Source organism: Pseudomonas paraglycinae, from assembly GCF_021601625.1.
Taxonomy (GTDB): domain Bacteria; phylum Pseudomonadota; class Gammaproteobacteria; order Pseudomonadales; family Pseudomonadaceae; genus Aquipseudomonas; species Aquipseudomonas paraglycinae.
In genome coordinates, this window is sequence record NZ_BQHR01000015.1 from 34979 (window position 1) to 52958 (window position 17980).

The 17980-nt window shown below is 62.2% G+C and carries 10 protein-coding genes; 5 read left to right on the forward strand and 5 right to left on the reverse strand.

Features of this window, described 5'->3' with window-relative positions; translation table 11 throughout:
* Nucleotides 1–105 precede the first annotated feature (105 nt).
* Nucleotides 106–6516, reverse strand: a complete 6411-nt coding sequence (locus L6D82_RS21205) for a non-ribosomal peptide synthetase (RefSeq protein WP_236191464.1) — start codon at nucleotides 6514–6516, stop codon at nucleotides 106–108.
* Between the two features lie 490 nt (nucleotides 6517–7006).
* Here L6D82_RS21205 and L6D82_RS21210 point away from each other — a divergent pair, with 490 nt between their 5' ends.
* The 4 genes from L6D82_RS21210 to L6D82_RS21225 all read left to right on the forward strand — a co-directional run bounded on the left by L6D82_RS21210 (nucleotide 7007) and on the right by L6D82_RS21225 (nucleotide 10515).
* Nucleotides 7007–7801, forward strand: a complete 795-nt coding sequence (locus L6D82_RS21210) for a helix-turn-helix transcriptional regulator (RefSeq protein WP_179695468.1) — start codon at nucleotides 7007–7009, stop codon at nucleotides 7799–7801.
* Between the two features lie 62 nt (nucleotides 7802–7863).
* On the forward strand, nucleotides 7864–9282 hold the full coding sequence (locus tag L6D82_RS21215; protein WP_236191465.1) for an efflux transporter outer membrane subunit: 1419 nt from the start codon (nucleotides 7864–7866) through the stop codon (nucleotides 9280–9282).
* A gap of 151 nt (nucleotides 9283–9433) precedes the next feature.
* Nucleotides 9434–10039, forward strand: a complete 606-nt coding sequence (locus L6D82_RS21220; RefSeq protein WP_039770777.1) for an SCO family protein — start codon at nucleotides 9434–9436, stop codon at nucleotides 10037–10039.
* Nucleotides 10039–10515, forward strand: a complete 477-nt coding sequence (locus L6D82_RS21225; RefSeq protein WP_085748386.1) for a copper chaperone PCu(A)C — start codon at nucleotides 10039–10041, stop codon at nucleotides 10513–10515. The genes L6D82_RS21220 and L6D82_RS21225 overlap by 1 nt, the downstream gene beginning before the upstream one ends.
* A gap of 83 nt (nucleotides 10516–10598) precedes the next feature.
* Here the strand turns inward: L6D82_RS21225 and L6D82_RS21230 are convergent, their stop codons facing one another.
* The 3 genes from L6D82_RS21230 to L6D82_RS21240 all read right to left on the reverse strand — a co-directional run bounded on the left by L6D82_RS21230 (nucleotide 10599) and on the right by L6D82_RS21240 (nucleotide 13361).
* Nucleotides 10599–11015: an organic hydroperoxide resistance protein gene (locus L6D82_RS21230; protein ID WP_236191467.1), complete on the reverse strand. Its 417-nt coding sequence runs from the start codon at nucleotides 11013–11015 to the stop codon at nucleotides 10599–10601.
* Between the two features lie 158 nt (nucleotides 11016–11173).
* Nucleotides 11174–12187: an ABC transporter substrate-binding protein gene (locus tag L6D82_RS21235; RefSeq protein ID WP_236191469.1), complete on the reverse strand. Its 1014-nt coding sequence runs from the start codon at nucleotides 12185–12187 to the stop codon at nucleotides 11174–11176.
* Between the two features lie 142 nt (nucleotides 12188–12329).
* Entirely contained in the window at nucleotides 12330–13361 is a 1032-nt protein-coding gene (locus tag L6D82_RS21240; protein WP_236191471.1) for a sterol desaturase family protein, read from the reverse strand.
* A 287-nt stretch (nucleotides 13362–13648) separates the two neighbouring features.
* Here L6D82_RS21240 and L6D82_RS21245 point away from each other — a divergent pair, with 287 nt between their 5' ends.
* On the forward strand, nucleotides 13649–15859 hold the full coding sequence (locus L6D82_RS21245; RefSeq protein WP_236191473.1) for an LTA synthase family protein: 2211 nt from the start codon (nucleotides 13649–13651) through the stop codon (nucleotides 15857–15859).
* A gap of 49 nt (nucleotides 15860–15908) precedes the next feature.
* Here L6D82_RS21245 and L6D82_RS21250 read toward each other — a convergent pair whose 3' ends face one another.
* Entirely contained in the window at nucleotides 15909–17945 is a 2037-nt protein-coding gene (locus L6D82_RS21250; RefSeq protein WP_236191475.1) for a TonB-dependent receptor, read from the reverse strand.
* Between the last annotated feature and the right edge of the window lie 35 nt (nucleotides 17946–17980).

Genomic DNA, 17980 nt, shown 5'->3' on the forward strand with positions numbered 1-17980 from the left:
AAACATCGGGGCTTGGGTGTCTGACATGGGAAGCAGGGACAAGCCCCGTGACCGGGCAGTCATGGCGTCGATCCGCGGGAACCGCGAATCGACGCCGATGTCGGCTCAGAGCCGGCGTTTGCGGTTGAGCGTCGGAATGGTGGTTTGCGGCACCTCCAGCTGTTTTGCCTGCGCCGAGGTTTGCGCCGCCAGCGCGGCCAGAGTCGGCTGGCTGAACAGCGTTCGCGCATCGACGTGCAGCCCGGCCTGACGCATGCGCGCCACCAGACTGACCGCCAGCAACGAATGCCCGCCGAGTTCGAAGAAGTGGTCGTTGCGCCCGACCTGCTCCAGTTGCAGCACTTCGGCCCAGATCTGCGCCAGCCGGATTTCGACTTCGCCCTCGGGCGCCTCGTAGCGGCGACTGAGCACCGCCTCTGCCCCCGGTGCCGGCAAAGCCTTGCGGTCGACCTTGTCGTTCGGGGTCAGGGGCAATGCGTCGAGCTTCACGTAAGCACCCGGCGCCATGTACTCCGGCAAGCGCTCAAGCACGTGTGAGCGCAAGGTTTCGATGGGAGGCGCGTCGAAGCCTTCGCGCACGGTGAAATACGCCACCAGTCGCTCGTCACGCACCAGCACCACCGCTTCACGCACCGCCGGGTGCTCGATCAGCCGCGCTTCGATTTCCCCCGGTTCCAGACGCAAGCCGCGCAGCTTGATCTGGAAGTCGTTGCGGCCGAGGAATTCAAGGTTGCCGTCCGCCCGGTAGCGCACCAGATCGCCGGTGCGGTACAAGCGATCACCGGCCACGAACGGGCTGTCGATGAAGCGCTCGGCCTGCATGTCCGGCAACCCCAGATAACCCCGCGCGACCCCGACCCCGCCGATGTGCAAATGTCCGCTGACACCGAACGGCACCGGTTGATCGTGGGCATCCAGCACGTAGAGTCGGGTGTTGCTCAAGGCCTTACCGATTGGCACCACGGCTTCCGGCACCGGTTGATCCGGTTCCAGCGTCCAGCCGGTGCTGTCGACCGTGGTTTCGGTCGGGCCATAGACGTTATGCAGACGCACCCACGGCAGGCGCTCGCGGACGCGCCGGGCCAGTGCGGCGGTCAGTTCACCGCCACCGTTGAGCACGTCAGTCAGGCTGGTGCACTGGCTGACATCGTCCTGTTCGATGAACTGTTGCAGCAGCGCCGGCACGAACTTGACCACGGTGATCTGCCGTTCGCGAATCACCTGGGTGACATAGGCCGAATCGCGGTTGCCGTCGGGCCGCGCCAGCACCAGCCGCAGGCCGGAACACAGCGGCCAGAAAATCTCCCACACCGAACTGTCGAAGCTGAACGGGGCCTTCTGCAACAGCGCGCCATGTTCGGTCGGCGGACTGATCTGCGAGCCCCAGTGCACCATGTTGCAAGCGCTTCGATGCTCGATCATCACGCCCTTCGGCGTGCCGGTGGAGCCCGAGGTGTAGATCATGTAGGCCAGGTTCGCAGCGCTCAGACCCGGTATTTTCAGGTTGTCGGCGGACGCGTGCTGCCAGGTGCAACGGTCGAAATCGATGACCGGCACACCCGGCTCGCCCAACAGATTGCGGGTGGTCTCGTGTACCAGCACCGCCACCGGAGCGCTGTCCTGCAGCATGTAATGCAGGCGTTCCAGCGGATAGTCGGGATCCAGCGGCACGTACGCGCCGCCTGCCTTGAGAATGCCGAGCAGGCCGACTATCAGATCCAGGCTGCGTTCGACACAGATCGCCACTCGCGAATCGGGCTGTACACCGTGCTCACGTAGATGATGCGCCAGACGGTTGGCCTGCTCATTCAGTTGACGATAGGTCAGTTGCTGCTCGCCAGCCTGCAATGCGATGGCGTCGGGTCTGCGCTGTACTTGTTGTTCGAACAACACCTGAAGCGGCTGATCGAGCGAGCAATCGACTTCGCTGGCATTGAACTCGACCAGCAATTGCTCAAGCTCCGCCGTCGTCAGGATCGACAAGCGATTCAGCGGCTGTTGCGGAGTTTGCTCCAGCGCATCCACCAGCGTCTGCAACGCGGTTTGCACGTAGTCGCCGATGCGCTGCGCACCGATGCTCATCAGGGTTCGCGTGGTGATCTGCAAAGCGCTGCCCAGATCATCGACGCTCAGGGTCAGCGGGTAGTTGGTGCGTTCTTCGTTCTCCAGGGTCTGAATGCCTTGCCAGGCTGGGTCCGACGCTGCTTCCTGCGCCTCAAGGTCGGTGTGCCGATAGTTGAGCAACGCACTGAACAGCGGCGCCGGCGACGCAACGCCGCTGCAACGCTGGGCCAGCGCCAGTGACGCATGTTCGTGCCCGAGCAAATCGGTCAGTCGGGCGTGGGTGAGCAGCACCGCATCGCGCGCGCCTCGGTTCATGTCCACCCGCAATGGCAAGGTGTTGATGAACACGCCCAGCGCCCGGTCGGCGCCCTCGCCGCCTTGCATGCGGCCCATAAAAACGCTGCCGAACACCACGTGCTCCTGCCCCGACGTCGCTGCCAGCACCTGCGCCCAAGCCAGGTGAATCAGGCTGGCCACGCTGACGCCCGCCTGTCGCGCCTGAAGGCGCAAACGCCGATCCAATTCCGGCGCAAGCGTGCGTACGGCTTCATCGATACCGCGCCCGTCGCCCTGCACATCCTGCAAACCGAACGGCAAGGTCGGCTCGTCGATGTCGGCGAGCATCTCGCGGAAGAACGCTTCATGTTCCCGTTCGCTGACTCCAAGCCGGGTCTGGGCCACGTAATTGCGATACGGCACCGCTGGCGGCAAGGGCTCACTCAGCCCAAGCAAGTTGGCGCGCATTTCATGACGCAGGACTTCCAGCGCGATGTGATCCAGCGCCAGGTGATGAAACAACAGAATTGCCACGATCCGCCCATGAGCCGGGTCGCGGGCATACATCAGCCGGATCAGCGGCGCCTGACTGACGTCGATGCGATAACGCCGGGCATCGAAGCGCTCGTGCAATTGAGTGAGGACATCGCCCTCGGCCGGCTCGAGGGTGATTTCCTGTACCGGGAGTTCGGCTTCGCGCCAGACCACCTGCACCGGGTTGGTCAAGCCTTCCCATACCACGGCGGTACGCAGGATATCGTGGCGCGCCATGACCTGACGCAGCGCCGCCGCATAGGCCTCGACCCGCTCGACACTGTCGAACGCCAGCTGCGACTGCAGCAGGTACGGATCACCCTGCGCGGCGGTGATGTGGTGATAAAGAATGCCTTCCTGCAACGGCGCCAACGGATAAATATCCTGCACGTTGGCCGCCCCGCCCGGCACCGTGGCGATGATCCGGTCGAGGGTGGCCTGATCCAGTTCAACCAACGGCAACAGGTCCGGCGTAATCCGCGTGCAACCTTGCGGAATGCGGTTGGCCGGCACTTCGACCTCGCGGCCACTGCCCACCGACGCGGCCAGTGCCGCCAGGGTCGGCTGGCCAAACAGCACGCGCACATCGCTGCTCATGCCGAGCTGGCGCATGCGTTCGATCAGGTTGACCGCCAGCAACGAGTGCCCGCCGAGTTCAAAGAAGTGATCGTGACGCCCGACCTTTTCGACTTGCAGCACCTCGGCCCATATCTGCGCCAGGAGGATTTCGACGTCGCCTTGCGGGGCTTCATATTCGCGGCGGATCAACGCCTCCGGCCCCGGCGCCGGCAACGCCTGACGATCCAGTTTGCCGTTGGCCGTCAGCGGCAGCGCCGTCAGGCGCACGTAGGCCGATGGCAGCATCGCGCTGGGCAGACGGGTCTTGAGGTGAGCATGCAGCTGCGTGATATCCAGCGGCTGGCGTTCGGTGAACCAGGCCAGCAATTGCCCGTCGCGCACCTGCACCACCGCATCGCGCACGGATTCATGGCTGCTCAAAGCGGCTTCGATCTCACCGGGCTCGATGCGCACGCCACGGATCTTCACCTGATCGTCGTTGCGGCCCAGATACTCGATGGTGCCGTCCGGGCGCCAGCGTGCGAGGTCGCCGGTGCGGTACATCCGCGCATTGGGCTGGCGGCTGAAAGGATCGTCGAGAAAGCGTTCGGCGGTCAGCTCCGGCCGGTTGAAGTAACCCCGCGCCACCCCGGCGCCACCGACGTACAGCTCGCCGGCCACGCCAATCGGCACCGGACGCTGCCGGTCATCCAGCAGATAGGCCGTGGCATTGCTCACGGGTTTGCCGATGTGCAGCGCCCGGCCCGGTTCGATTCGGCCCGAGGTGGCGACCACTGTCGCTTCGGTCGGGCCGTAGTTGTTGATCACCGCGAACGTCTGCTCGCGATTGAACTGGCGCAGTCGATCACCGCCGATCAGCAGTGTGCGCAGGGTCGGGTGTTCGAGGTGACGGCTGAAGGCGTACTCGGCAATCGGGGTCGGCAGAAAACTCACGTCCAGCGGTTGCGCACGCCACCAGTCGAGCAGCGCGTCGATGTCTTCGCCGCCGTCACGGGACGGCGCCAGGTGCAGGGTCGCGCCAGCACACAGCGCGGGCCAGACTTCCCAGGCCATGGCGTCGAAGCCGAAGCCGGCGAGACTTGAAGTGTGGCAACCGGCGCTCAGGTCGAAGGCCGTGCAATGCCAGTCGACCAGATTCGATAACGTGTGATGCTCGACCATCACGCCCTTGGGCTGGCCGGTGGAGCCGGAGGTGTAGATCACGTAGGCCAGATGTGCAGTGGTCAGACCCGAAGCATCAGGGTTGAGATCGTTGATCGGCCAGGCACGCGAATCGATTTCAATCACCGGCACGTCAAGCACCGGCAAACGTTCGCGCAGATCGTGCTGGGTCAGGACCACGACCGGAGCAGTGTCGCGCAATAAATAGCTCAGCCGCTCCGCAGGATGAGCCGGATCGACCGGTACATAACCGGCGCCGGACTTGAGAATCGCCAGCAGCGCGACCAGCGTGTCCAGCCCTCGGCGGGCGACGAGCGCCACGCGGTCATCGGGTCGCACACCGAGCCCGATCAAATGATGGGCCAGGGCGTTGGCCTGTCGGTTCAGCTCGGCATAGGTCAGCCGTTGTCCTCGGGATTCAGCCGCTACCGCATCCGGTCGTGTCGCCGCTTGCGTTTCGATGCGCTGGTGAATGGTCAGGTTTTGAGGGTATTGCGCGCGTGTGTCGTTCCACTGCTGCAAGAGCGCCGATTCGGTCGGCAGGCTCAGGCTGAAATCACCCACCATCAGCGCCGGGTCTTCAAGCCCCTGCTCCAGCACCCACAGCAAGCGCCCGCTCAGCGCCGCGATTTCTTCGGCGTCAAAGTAGGCCTCGTTGTACACCATGTACAAACTGTCCTCGTAGTCACCACGGCTGCTCAGCAGGTGCACCGACAACGGCGTGCCCTCTGCGTGGTTCGACACTTTGACCACCCGCCCCTGCGCCTCGCCGTAGCGGTATTCATGCGCATCGCGCTCATAGGACACGGTCACTTCGAACAACTGCGAGCGATCCTCGCGCAGCAAGCCGAGGGCACGGTTCATTTCGCTCAAGGGAAAACGCTGGTGGCGAAAGTCTTTTTTCAACTCGTCGTGAATCGCCTTGACCAGCGTCTTGAATGACAACTCGCGGCCAAACCCCATGCGCACCGCGCTGACCTGGGTGAACAGCCCCAGGGTCGATTTGAACCGGGCGCCGGAGCGGTTGAGCAGCGGCACGCCCACCACCCATTCGTCACGCTGGGCGCTGCGGCTGAAATACACATGGATCGCTGCCAGCAACACATGAAACGCCGACGCGCCGTACTCTCGGGCCACCTGCTTCATGCGCTCGTGCAAGCGAGCCGGAAAGACTTGCGAGAAAATCCGGGTCGGTGCCGCAGCGCTGGCAAAGCGTTCCTGATAGCGCGGCAACAACAGCGGCTCGGGCCGATGTTGGTATTTGTCCAGCCAATACGCCCGGTCACGGGCGTAACGGTCGGACTGAAAATACCGCGCATCGTCACGGATGAAATCGACATAGGACGGCGCCGAATCGGGCGGCAATTGCCCGAGCGCCAGCGCGTTGTAAATCTCGTCGAGGGATTTGAGCATCTCGCCGAAACCCCAGCCATCGACGATCAGGTGATGGGCCTGGAGTGACAGCCAATGGCAGTCGTCATCGAGCCAGAGCAGACGAAACCGGAACAACGGCCCGCCGTCCAGCGTAAACAGCTGCTCGATGTTTTCCTGCGTCAGTTGGCGCGCTGCGGCGTATGGATCGGGATGGCTGCGTAAATCGTGCACCGGCATCGGCACCGGCATGGACCTGGCAAAACGCTGCAACGGCAGCCCATCATCGCCGGCCCCCGGCAGCAGGCTGGTGCGCATCGCGTCATGCCGGGCCACGAGCCCTTCAAGCGCTGCCTGCATCAGCGCCGGATCCAGCGACCCGGTCAGTTCGACATAGCCACCGATGTTGTACATCGGCGAATTCCCCTGACGCAGTTGGTCGAGCCAGATGTCACGCTGCGCAGCGGTCAACGGGAAGGCCTCGGAGATCGCGGACAGACCGTCCGCCGCATCGGCAGCAAATTGGTTCATAAGATCCATCTCACGTGATTTGGCGCGTATTCAAGCATCGGCCCCGAAACCCGCGTGACACGTAAAACCCGGACAACACTCCCCACTTTGTACAGCTGTGCGAGCCAACAGGGCCTGAGAAGTCAGCGATTTCCCTAAAAGTTCGGAAAGAAATGACTGAAAATCCTGTAGGACAATCGCCACACTTGCCTGCCCGCTAGCGTCCCGCACTGACGGGTGCGGCGGTCCGATCCCCGGATTTCGGGATTCGTACTAGACCGTACAGTCACGGACTACGCGACCTTGCACATTCACCTGACAGAAACGTGACGCCATTTTTTCGGAAATGGTGGCACTTTGTGTCCCTGTTTTCCCCTACAGACGTAGGACAAATGCATAGGCTTAAATCCCGCTCCAGACGATTTCAAGGAGAAAAGACTGGGTGGGCGCTTCAGGGGTGCATGCACGGCAGACGATTCGGCAATGGCTCTAAATCAGGGATGACAAGGATATGAATCTGACCGGCAGTCTTCGCAACATGGAAAATCCGCACTTTTATTGGCAGCTGGGGGAGTTGATCGCCAGCACCGGCAACGAGCGTTTTGCCACGAATATGTTCCAGTTGGTCGACAACCTCGTACCCGTCAATCGCGTCCATCTCAGTGAGTGGACCCTGGATGAACGGGAATCCAGCGTGGTCGAGATCAAGGCGTTGGGCAGTGCCGGTTTGCCGGACACCTTTCCGCCCCCGGATCCGTTGCAGCACCCGGACGACCACCCGCTGCTGCAACAGATGATCGAGATGAACGACTCGCTACTGATTCAACTGAAAGCCTCGCTCCAGCATCGACACCCGCACCACAGCGTCCACCAATGCAATCTGGTGTCTCGCACGTCCAATCGCCGTTGCGTCATTTCGTTCTACCGTCCCCACACGCATCGGGTGTTTTCCCTGCCGGAGCTGTCGTTTCTCAAGCGCCTGTCCGACACCCTGTTGCCCTTGATCGAGCGCCACGCGCACATCAGTCGACAAGCCATCGCCCGCCAACCCCGCGCGCCACAAGCCGATCAACCCCAGACGCCGTTGCAACAGGTGTTCGACGAACGCCTGGCGTTGGGCGACATCACATTGTCGGTGCGCGAGAAAGAAGTCTGCCTGGGTCTGCTGACCGGCGGCACCGTGCCGCAGATGGCGGAAAAGCTGCGAGTCAAGAACAGCTCGATCGAGACCTACCTCAAGCGCGCGGCCGCCAAGCTTGGGGTCAGCGGGCGACACGGTCTGGCGAAATGGATGGCCGGGGCCTGATCCGGCGTTTTTCTCATCACGGGCGCCCGGCGTCCGCTCTCATTCGTGAACGAGGCTGTTTGATGTTCAGATTGCCGATTTCCCTGCTGTCCGCTGCGCTGCTGCTGGGCGGTTGCTCGTTGATTCCCGATTACCAGCGACCGGCATCGCCGAGCGCTGCGCAGTATCCGCAAGGTCCGGCGTATGCCGCGCAATCCCCGGCCACTCTGCGCCTCGAGGACTGGCGCGCGCTGTTCAATGACCCGGCGTTGCAGCAATTGATTGAAAGCGCGCTGGTCAACAATCGCGATCTGCGGGTAGCTGCCCTGAATGTCGAGGCGTTTCAGGCGCAATACCGCATCCAGCGCGCCGACCTGCTGCCGGCGGTGTCGGCCAACGCCAACGAGCTGCGTCAGCGGCTGCCGTCCAGCGTGACCCGCACCAAGGCGGCGATCACCTCGACCTACTCGGTGAATCTGGGCATCAGCGCCTATGAACTGGACTTCTTCGGCAGGGTGCGCAGCCTCAGCGAGCAGGCGCTGCTGACCTGGCTGTCCACCGAAGAGGCCCGGCGCAGTGCGCAATTGAGTCTGGTGGCCAACGTCGCCAACGCGTACCTGACCTGGCGCGCCGATCAGGAGTTGCTGGCGCTGGCCCGGGAAACGCTGGCCGCCGACGAACGAAGCCTGCACCTGACCACCCGCAACCGCGAGGCCGGCAAGTCCTCGGCGCTGGATCAGATTCAGGCGCAGACCAGTGTCGACAGCACCCGCGCGAGCCTGGCCCGTTATCAGCGTCAGGTCGCCCAGGACTTGAACAGCCTGACGCTGCTGGTGGGTGCGCCAGTGTCGGAAAACCTGCCGGCGCGTCCGCTGGACAGTGATCTGGTGGCAACCGTGCCGGCCGGACTGCCCTCGGACTTGCTGCAACGCCGGCCGGACATTCTCCAGGCCGAATACAAACTGCGCGCCGCCAATGCCAACATTGGCGCGGCGCGGGCGGCGTTTTTCCCGAGTGTCAGCCTGACCGCCAATGCCGGGACATCCAGCCGCGATCTGTCCGGGCTGTTCAAGGGCGGCTCCGGTGCCTGGACATTCCAGCCGCAGATCAACCTGCCGATCTTCAGCGCCGGCAGTCTGTGCGCCAGCCTGGATTACGCGAAGCTGCAGAAGGACATCAGCGTCGCCGAGTACGAAAAGACCATTCAGACGGCATTCCAGGAAGTGTCCGACGGCCTCGCGGCGCGCCAGACCTACGAACAGCAACTCCAGGCCCAACGCGATCTGGTGCAGGCGACCCAGGATTACTACGACATGGCGCAGCACCGCTATCGAAGCGGCGTCGACAGCAGCCTGACGTTCCTCGATGCCCAGCGTTCGCTGTTCAGTTCCCAGCAAGGGCTGATTACCGATCGGTTGGCGCAGTTGGTGGCGCAAGTGAATCTGTACACCGCGCTGGGTGGTGGCTGGAGCCCGGTCGAGCCGCTTCCACCATCGCCTTGAGTCATTTTTTCTTACACCTTTTGTCGCCTGTTCCGACATTGACAGGTGATCAAAAACCGACCTGCCGGATCATTTTGGTATCATGCGCCGCTTTTACGGTTAACCCCCCCGCCTGTCCTGCCGACCGGCGGGCTCCAAAGGGCGGTATGAAATGACGGCTTTGTTGACTCGCCGCAAGGTGCTTGCGGGAATGGGCGTACTCGGTCTCGGCCTGCTCGCCGGCTGCGACACCCGCGGCGAACTGTCGTACAAGTACGGCAAGGATCTGAGCGACAAGATCCTCGGACGCACCTTCAAGCTCAAGGACACCGAAGGCAACACCGTGACGCTGTCGAGCTTTCGCGGCCTGATGCCGATGATCTTCTTCGGTTTCACCCAGTGCCCGGCGATTTGCCCGACGACGCTGGCCCGCGCCGCAAAAATCAAGAAGCTGATGGGCAAGGACGGCGACATCCTGCAAGTGGTGTTCATCACCCTCGACCCGGAACGCGACACCCCGGAAATCCTCGACGCCTACGTCAAGACCTTCGATCCAAGCTTCGTCGCGCTGTACGGCACCCTCGAAGAAACCAAGGCCACCGCCAAGGAATTCGACGTGTTCTACGAAAAAGTCCCGGCCGGCGACACCTATACCCTTTCCCACACCGCCACCAGCTATGTCTACGACACCCGGGGCACGTTGCGTGTGGGCCTGTCTCAATCGCTTTCTGCACAAGAGTGCACGGAAGATTTGCTTACCGTCATGGAGGTCTGCTGATGAACCCTTTTCTGAACCACATCAAACGTGCCGCACTGGGCCTGTCCCTGCTGGGCCTGGCTTTCCAGGTATCGGCGCAGACCAGGGTCGACGACGCCTGGGTGCGTGCGACCGTGCCGAACCAGTCGGCCAGCGGCGCGTTCATGACCGTCACCGCCGACAGCGACAGCAAGCTGCTCAGCGTTGCCTCGCCAGCGGCCAAGGACGTGCAGATCCATGAGATGACCATGAAGAACGACGTGATGAGCATGGGCCCAGTGAAATCGGTCGACCTGCCAGCGGGCAAGGCCGTCAACTTCGACCCGAATGGTTACCATGTGATGCTGATGGGCCTGACCGCTCAGCTGAAGGAAGGCGACAGCGTGCCGCTGACCCTGACCGTGGAAAACGCCAAGGGCGAAAAGGAAACCGTTGAAGTGAAAGCGCCGGTCAAGGCGCTGACCATGGAAGGCCACGATCACAGCAAGATGCATTGATCGTCGACGGACAGATTTACGGCTTCAAAAAACAAAAGGGGCGGCATGATCGACGATCATGCCGCCCCTTTTGCATCTGGATATCAGACCAGTTTCAATTCGACCTCGATATTGTTGCGCGTGGCCTTGGAGTACGGGCACACCTGATGCGCCGCATCCACCAGCTGCTGCGCCGCGCCGCGCTCCATGCCCGGCAGGCTTACATTCAGTCGCGCCTGCAACAGATACCCTTCCGAGTTGGTACCCAGGTCCACTTCGGCATCCACCGCCAGGTCCGCTGGCAGGCTGATTTTCTGCTGCCCCGCCACCGCTTTCATCGCGCCGATGAAACACGCCGACCAGCCTGCTGCGAACAATTGTTCCGGATTGGTCCCGCCGCCACTGGAGCCGGGCGACGACAGTTTTACATCGAGGATCCCGTCGGAACTGCGCGATGCGCCGTCACGTCCGCCGGTGGTGTGGGTTTTCGCGGTGTAGAGGACTTTTTCGATCTGACTCATGGCGATCTCCTGAATGAAAAACAGCAGATTGTTCACTCGGCGCCTCCCGTCGCAGCCTTGAGGTGCGCCACCCGTTTCACACAGCCCTCTCACTATAGACACGGGTTTGTCGCTCACCCGGCGAACGGACGTGCGGACTGCTCAGAAAAGACGAGTGTTCAACTCCCCGCCCCGCCATGCGCCTCTTCAAAGAAATAATCCTTCCAGCTGTCCGCCTTGTTTTTCAGCACGCCCAGCTCCTGCAATTTCTCTGCATAGATAAAGGTGCGCTGCGGCACCACAGTAAAATCGATTTCCGGATCGGTGACGATTTTCTCCACCAGCGCCAGCGGCAGCTTTGACTGTTCAACCCGAATGTAAGCTTGAGCCGCCGCAGGCTTGTCGGCCTTGATGATTTTCTCAGCCTCGGCCAGCGCGTCGTAGAACGCCTTGTAGGTTTTCGGGTTTTCTTCGTGGAATTTTTCCGTGGTGTAGAGCACGTTGAACGTGGCCTGGCCGCCGAGCACGTCGTAGGAACTCAGCACTTTATGCACGTTAGGATTCTGCAGTGCCTGATACTGGAACGGTGGGCTGGAGAAATGCGCGTTGATTTCCGAGCCGCCAGCGATCAGTGCAGCCGTCGCATCCGGGTGCGGCAGGCTGACGGAGATGTCGTCGAATTTCTTGTATTGGTCATTGCCGAATTCCTTGGCCGTTTCGATCTGCAGCGTGCGCGACTGGAAGCCCACACCCGCCGCCGGCACGGCGATGCGATCCTTGTCGCTGAAGTCCTTGAGGGTTTTCACGTTCGGGTTATTGGTCAGCAGGTAGTTGGGCATCGAGCCCAGCGAAGCGATGGCCTTGACGTTCTGCTTGCCCTTGGTGCGATCCCACACGGTGAGCATCGGCGGCACGCCGGCCGAGACCACGTCCAGCGATCCGGTGAGCAACGCTTCGTTCATGGCGGTGGCGCCGGAAATGCTGTTCCAGTCGACCTTGATGTCCAGGCCCTGGGCCTTGCCGTGCTTCTCGATCAAGTGCTGATCGCGCACCACATCCAGAATCAGATAACCGATGCCGAATTGCTGGGCGATGCTGATCTTGCCTTCGGCCTGAGCGGTGTTGCCGAGTAGCGAACCAGCCAGCGAAGCCGCCAGCAGCGTCAGTGCAGAACGTTTGAACGGTAGGGCCATGACAACCTCGCAGTGATTTCCAGGAAAATCTGTGAGGCCGGACTTTATCGCTATAAAAAACGAAATTTAAATACCGTTATCGCATATTGATATCACTGGAAAACCAGCTTCGAAAAACTGATGAATAGGCTGATACCGACGTTCAAGGCGTACGCTGGTTGAACCGGGTTCTAAGACCGTCGGCGTTCAATGACAGGCGCTTCGCGGTTTCCACGAACGGGGTGACGGTCAGGCTGTACAGCGTCAGATAACGCGTGCGGTCCTGCTCGCCCGTGCCGAAGCGCAAGGCTTCGGGCTTTGAGGTGGTGACGTACAGCGTGCCGAACAGCCAGTCCCACAGTGACAGATTGATCGCGAAATTCTTGTTGAAATGGCGCGGTGCGTCGCTGTGATGAATCTGGTGCTGGGCCGGGCTGCTGAGCACATGCTCGACCGCCGGCCCGAACGACAGCCAGACATGGCTGTGGCGCAGATTGGAGCCCAGGCTGTTGATGATCAGCGCCAGCCAGGTCACGCCGAATAGCGTGTAGCGGCTGATCTCGCCGCCGCAGGCATACCAGACCGCCCCGGCAAACGCGCCGAGGCCGGCGGTGATGACGATTCGTTCAACGATCGATTCGACAATGTGAATGCGGCTGGCGGTGGCCGGCACCAGCACCGGCGCCGAATGATGAACCTTGTGAAATTCCCACAGATAGCGGGAATGGAAGGCGCGGTGAATCCAGTAATGCAGAAAATCCCTGAACAGGAACACGCCCAGTCCGTAGAACAACGCGATCAACGGGTGTTCCGGCACTTGCTCGCGCGCGCCCCACAACTGAGTGAAAAACTGTGCGTAGTCGCCCGAACGCAGAATATGCGGGTCGACGAGGCCGACCACGGGCAACACCAGCGTCACCCGAAGAATCGCCTTGATGAAGTAATAACGGTAATCCAGCCAGGCCGAACGATGCCCGTGAACACGACCGCCGCCGACAAATTGCCAGAAGGATCGGGCTTGCGTCAGGTGCCGGGATTTTCGGTGGCGATAAAGGCCGTATGCCACGCCGTAGGATGTGAGCAGAAACACCACACCGAGGCGGCCGTTCAAATCGAACAGGCCAAGGAACCTTTCGGTGACCGGATCGATCACCCAGCGGCTGAGCTGCGCGTGAAGTTGCGCGAGTAAATCCACGACGAACGACTCCATCAGAAGTCGCGCATTGTAAATCGCACTGGTTCGCAAATGCAGCACGAACGGATCAAAGGCCGCTTAAACAGCCTGAAACAATAAAACCGCCGCCGCACTCAGGCCGGAAAACCGCCAAGACGGTCGCCGATCAAGGCCCCGCCCCTTGCGGATGGATCACAGCGATCTTCGGGACCGGATCACCCAGCCGTTTAAAAAGGCGATCAGACTGCCGACGCTTGGTATCATCGCCCACACTTTTATGACGGTTTAATGGCTGGAAGGTCTTTTTTGTGAGCGCTCTTTTTCAACGGCTGCGGCGCCTGGATGCCCGCCTTCTTTCTCTGGTTTTCCTGGTACTGATCGTGCCGGTGTGCCTTCGCGCGGCGCTCGGCTGGTCGAGCCTGTTCGGTTACCTGTCGGATCTGGCCATCGGCAGTCTGCTGGTGGTGCTGTTGCATCGTCGTCCCTGGTGGCTGGCGCTACCGGTGCTGCTGGTCTGGGGACTGCTGGCGGTGGCGACCGCTGAACTGGTCAGCGCAGTCGGTCGCCTGCCCACCGTGGCGGATCTGCATTACCTGATCGACCCGCAGTTCGTGGAAAACTCCACTGGCGGCGGATTCGCCCATCCCGGTGTGGCGGTTGCGCTGCTGGTGGCTCTGGCCTTTTGGTTGCTGAGTCATTGGACTCGACGCGGAAGAACCGTCCCCGCTCTGCCCCGCGCAGCCTGGGCGACGCCGGTACTGCTGTTCTCCGCGTACTGGGGCGCGCAGCACCTGAATCCGAGCGATGCCGACCCGTGGCGTCTGTACAACCTGCCGCACCAACTGCTCGCCGCGCAGGTCGCCGACGTGCAGATGCAGGCCGAAGAATGGCTGGACGGCGACACCCAGGTCGCGCCCCCACCGATGGCCGGGCTCACCGATGTCGATCTGAACGGTCACTCGTTGCTGGCAGCCAAGGGCCAGGCGCGCAACGTGCTGATCGTCGCCCTCGAAGGCATTCCGGGCGCCTACATCGGCGCCAATCGCCAAGCTATCGGCAGCCATTATCAGGAAGACCTGATGCCCAACCTCAGCCGCTGGGCCGAGCGCGGCATGAACACTCCGGATTACGTGCTGCACACCCATCAGACCATTCGCGGTCTGTACGCCATGCTCTGCGGCGATTACGACAAGCTCGACAACGGCACGCCCAAAGGCGTGGAAATGCTGACCCAGCACGAGCGCAATCAGGCGTGCCTGCCGGCCCAGTTGCGTCAGCACGGTTTTGCCACTCACTACCTGCAAGGCGCAGGGCTGCGGTTCATGGCCAAAGACAAGATCATGCCGCACATCGGGTTCGATGCGACCCATGGCCTGGAATGGTTCACCAACGCCAACTACCTGGAGTTCCCGTGGGGCAAGGATGACAAGGCGTTCTTTGAAGGCGCGCTGAAATACGTCGGCGAACTGAAGAAGCAGAAACAGCCGTGGATGCTCACGCTGCTGACCGTCGGCACCCACCAGCCCTACTCCGCGCCGGAGGATTACCTGCAACGCTACGACACGCCCAAGCAGGCCGCCGTCGGTTATCTGGACGATGCACTGGAACAGTTTCTCAGCGGCCTCGAACGCCAGGGCGTGCTGAAAGACACGCTGGTGGTGATCACTTCGGACGAGTCCCACGGCATCGACGGCGTACGCCTCGCGTCGTCCTGGGGCTTCAACCTGACCCTCGCGCCGGAGCAGGCGCAACTGCCGCGCCTGAACGCCGGGGTCTACGGTCACGTCGATCTGAGCGCGTCGATTCTGGATTACTTCGATTTTCCGGTGCCTTCCGCCCTCAGCGGGCGCTCGTTGTTTCGCGATTACGATTCGGGCCGCGAAATCATGTCGTTCACCAACGGCAAGCTGCGCTATCACGACGGTCGCGGCCTGCTGACTGAATGCGACATGCCGCGCCGTTGCCGCAATTACGCCAGCGAAGGGTTCATCGCCGAAAGCGCCACGTTCAAGGGCAATGCCAGCGGCCAGAACGCCCGGGACATCGCCGCCCGCGCCTCGGCCCTGGACCTGTCGCTGCTGCGCACCCCGCTGAACCAGCGCTATCAGTTCGGCAGCGCCAACGTCATCCCGCTGCAAGCGCAGATCAAGGACGACTGGGCCGACAACCTGATCGGCGCGCAATACCTGGAAATGCCCAAGGGCTCCCACACCCGCGTGCGCCTGACCGTGCGTTCGGTGGATCCGCAGCAGGCGGCGTACATTCAGCTCAAGGCCAAGGAGTTCGAACAGGACGTGCAACTGGGCCTGCCGACCGAGATGGTCGCCACGGCGGATCAGCCGCTGGAGATGGATTTCAGTTTCGACAACCCGCAACCGCGCAAGGCGTTTTCGTTTCACTTGTTGGGGTATGGCCTGGGCGCCGTGGAGGTCAGTGATTTCAGCGTGATCACCGAACTGCCGGGGCAACAGGATCTGCTGGACGAGATCCCGGAAGAAGACACCGCTCAATCGAGCTGAGGTGAACGCCAGCGTCGCAACGACGCTGGCGCCCGTCCGGTGTGAACGATCAGAACGTGGTGCGCAGACCGACCTGAATGCTGCGCCCTTCTGCCGGCGCAATATCCCGCAGGATCGAACTGGCATAACGCACGGTCTGGTTGGTCAGGTTCTCGGCATTGACGAAGGCCAGCCATTTGCTCTGGCCAACATCAAAGTGATAACCCACATTAGCCCCCAGCGTGGTGTAGCCGTCGGTGCTGCTTTCATTGTCCGGCACCCGGTGCTGGGAACTGGCGTGTTCCACATCGATCCGCGCCTGCCAGCGATCCAGCTCCCACAACAGACCGGTGTTCAACCGCAGCGGTGCGATGCGCGGCAGGTCCTGGCCGTTGTCGAGGTTCTTGGCGCGGGTGTAGTCGCCAGACAGCTCCAGCGCAAACTTGCCGTAGGCATTTTCGCCAAGGGTCCAGCGATCCTGCGCTTCGATACCGCTGAAGCGCGCCCGCACGCCGGAGTAGGTGTATTCGGGGATGCCGTCGGCGTCCTCCTCCCCTTCGTCATTCAGCGTGCGTCCGGTGCTGAGCAATCCGATGTAATTTGAGAAGTGGCTGTAGAACACGCCGACGCTGCCCTTGTGCGTACCGTTGTCGAAACGCAGGGCCAGGTCGCTGGAGACGGCTTTCTCTTTCGACAGCCCCGCGTCCCCGACTTCATAAGTGCCGGTGGCGACGTGGGCGCCGTTGGCGTAAAGCTCATAGAACGTCGGCGCGCGTTCGGTGTAGCCCAGCGTGGCGGCGACCGACCAGACCGGCGTCAGCGTGTACACCGCACCGGATGACAGGCTGCCGGCGGTGAAACTGCTGGAGCGATCGGCATTGGCGAAACGCTCGTTGCCTTTGGCGTCCGGGTCGACCGTGGTGTGTTCGAGGCGTCCGCCGAGGGTGAACAGCAGAAGATCCGTGGCTTGCAGCTCTTCGAGAATGAACAGTGCACCGGCGTCGGTATCGGTGTGCGGCACAAACGCTTCTTCGCCCAACGCCGAGAATTCGTTGCGGCTGACCTGCGCGCCAATCACCCCATTGAACGGCCCCAGCGGCTGATGCCGGGCCTCGACCCGCGCCTCGTAGCCCTTGTTCTTGAACGTGGTGCCGACCTCGCCGCCCTCGATTTCGCGGTGCTGGTAATCGGTGTAGCCGGCGTCGAACTTCACCGAGCTGAAAGGGCCGTCGAGGTTGCGAATTTCCGAGGCAAACGCGTAGTGCTCCTGCTCCATGCGGATGCGCACGTCGTCTTCGGCCGGCGAGCCGTAGTTCGAATCGTAATTGCTGTACGACAGCCCCGCGTAACCGTCATCCCAGGTGTACGACCCGCCCACCGCACCGCCGTCCTGACGACCATCGCTGTTGGCCAGCCGATGCTTCTTCGAATCGCCATCGTCGTTCGCCCGCTCACGACCGGTCTTGGCGTAGCCGGGGATTTTCAGGTCATTGAATTCGCGGGCGCTGGCGTCCAGGTGCAAGGCGAACTGGCCGTTGCTGGCTTCGAGCTTACCGGCGCTGCTGCGGGTAGTGTCGGCGCCGCCGTAGCGCAACTCGCCGGCACCGTGAATGCCGTCGATGGCTTCGGTCGGGATGCGGTTGTCGAAGGTGTTGACCACCCCGCCGATGGCGCTGCCGCCGTACAGCAAGGCCGCCGGGCCACGGACGATTTCGATGCGCTCGACGTTGACCGGATCCAGCGGCACCGCGTGATCGTAGGACAGCGACGAGGCGTCCAGTGCGCCGACGCCGTTGCGCAGGATGCGAATGCGATCGCCGTCCTGCCCGCGAATGATCGGCCGACTGGCACCCGGGCCGAAGTAGGACGACGACACACCCGGCTGCTTGTTCAGGGTTTCGCCGAGGCTGCCCTTTTGCTGCAGCGTCAGGTCATCGCCGCTCAACACGGTCGAAGGCGAGGCCAGGGTCTGACTGCCCAGCGGATTGCCGGTGATGACTTGCGGTTGCAGTTCCAGCGGGTCGGCGGCGAATGCGGGCGAAGCGATCAGCAGCGCCGAGGCCATGAGCGTCAGGCGGGGTTGGAAGGTGTGGAAACGGGAAGGCATTTCAGAGATCCGTCAGGCAGAAAGTGATGATCGAG

Coding starts and splice junctions, on each gene's coding strand:
- L6D82_RS21205 (WP_236191464.1), bottom strand. CDS start 6,516: ATGAACCAATTTGCTGCCGATGCGGCGGACGGTCTGTCCGCGATCTCC.
- L6D82_RS21210 (WP_179695468.1), top strand. CDS start 7,007: ATGAATCTGACCGGCAGTCTTCGCAACATGGAAAATCCGCACTTTTAT.
- L6D82_RS21215 (WP_236191465.1), top strand. CDS start 7,864: ATGTTCAGATTGCCGATTTCCCTGCTGTCCGCTGCGCTGCTGCTGGGC.
- L6D82_RS21220 (WP_039770777.1), top strand. CDS start 9,434: ATGACGGCTTTGTTGACTCGCCGCAAGGTGCTTGCGGGAATGGGCGTA.
- L6D82_RS21225 (WP_085748386.1), top strand. CDS start 10,039: ATGAACCCTTTTCTGAACCACATCAAACGTGCCGCACTGGGCCTGTCC.
- L6D82_RS21230 (WP_236191467.1), bottom strand. CDS start 11,015: ATGAGTCAGATCGAAAAAGTCCTCTACACCGCGAAAACCCACACCACC.
- L6D82_RS21235 (WP_236191469.1), bottom strand. CDS start 12,187: ATGGCCCTACCGTTCAAACGTTCTGCACTGACGCTGCTGGCGGCTTCG.
- L6D82_RS21250 (WP_236191475.1), bottom strand. CDS start 17,945: ATGCCTTCCCGTTTCCACACCTTCCAACCCCGCCTGACGCTCATGGCC.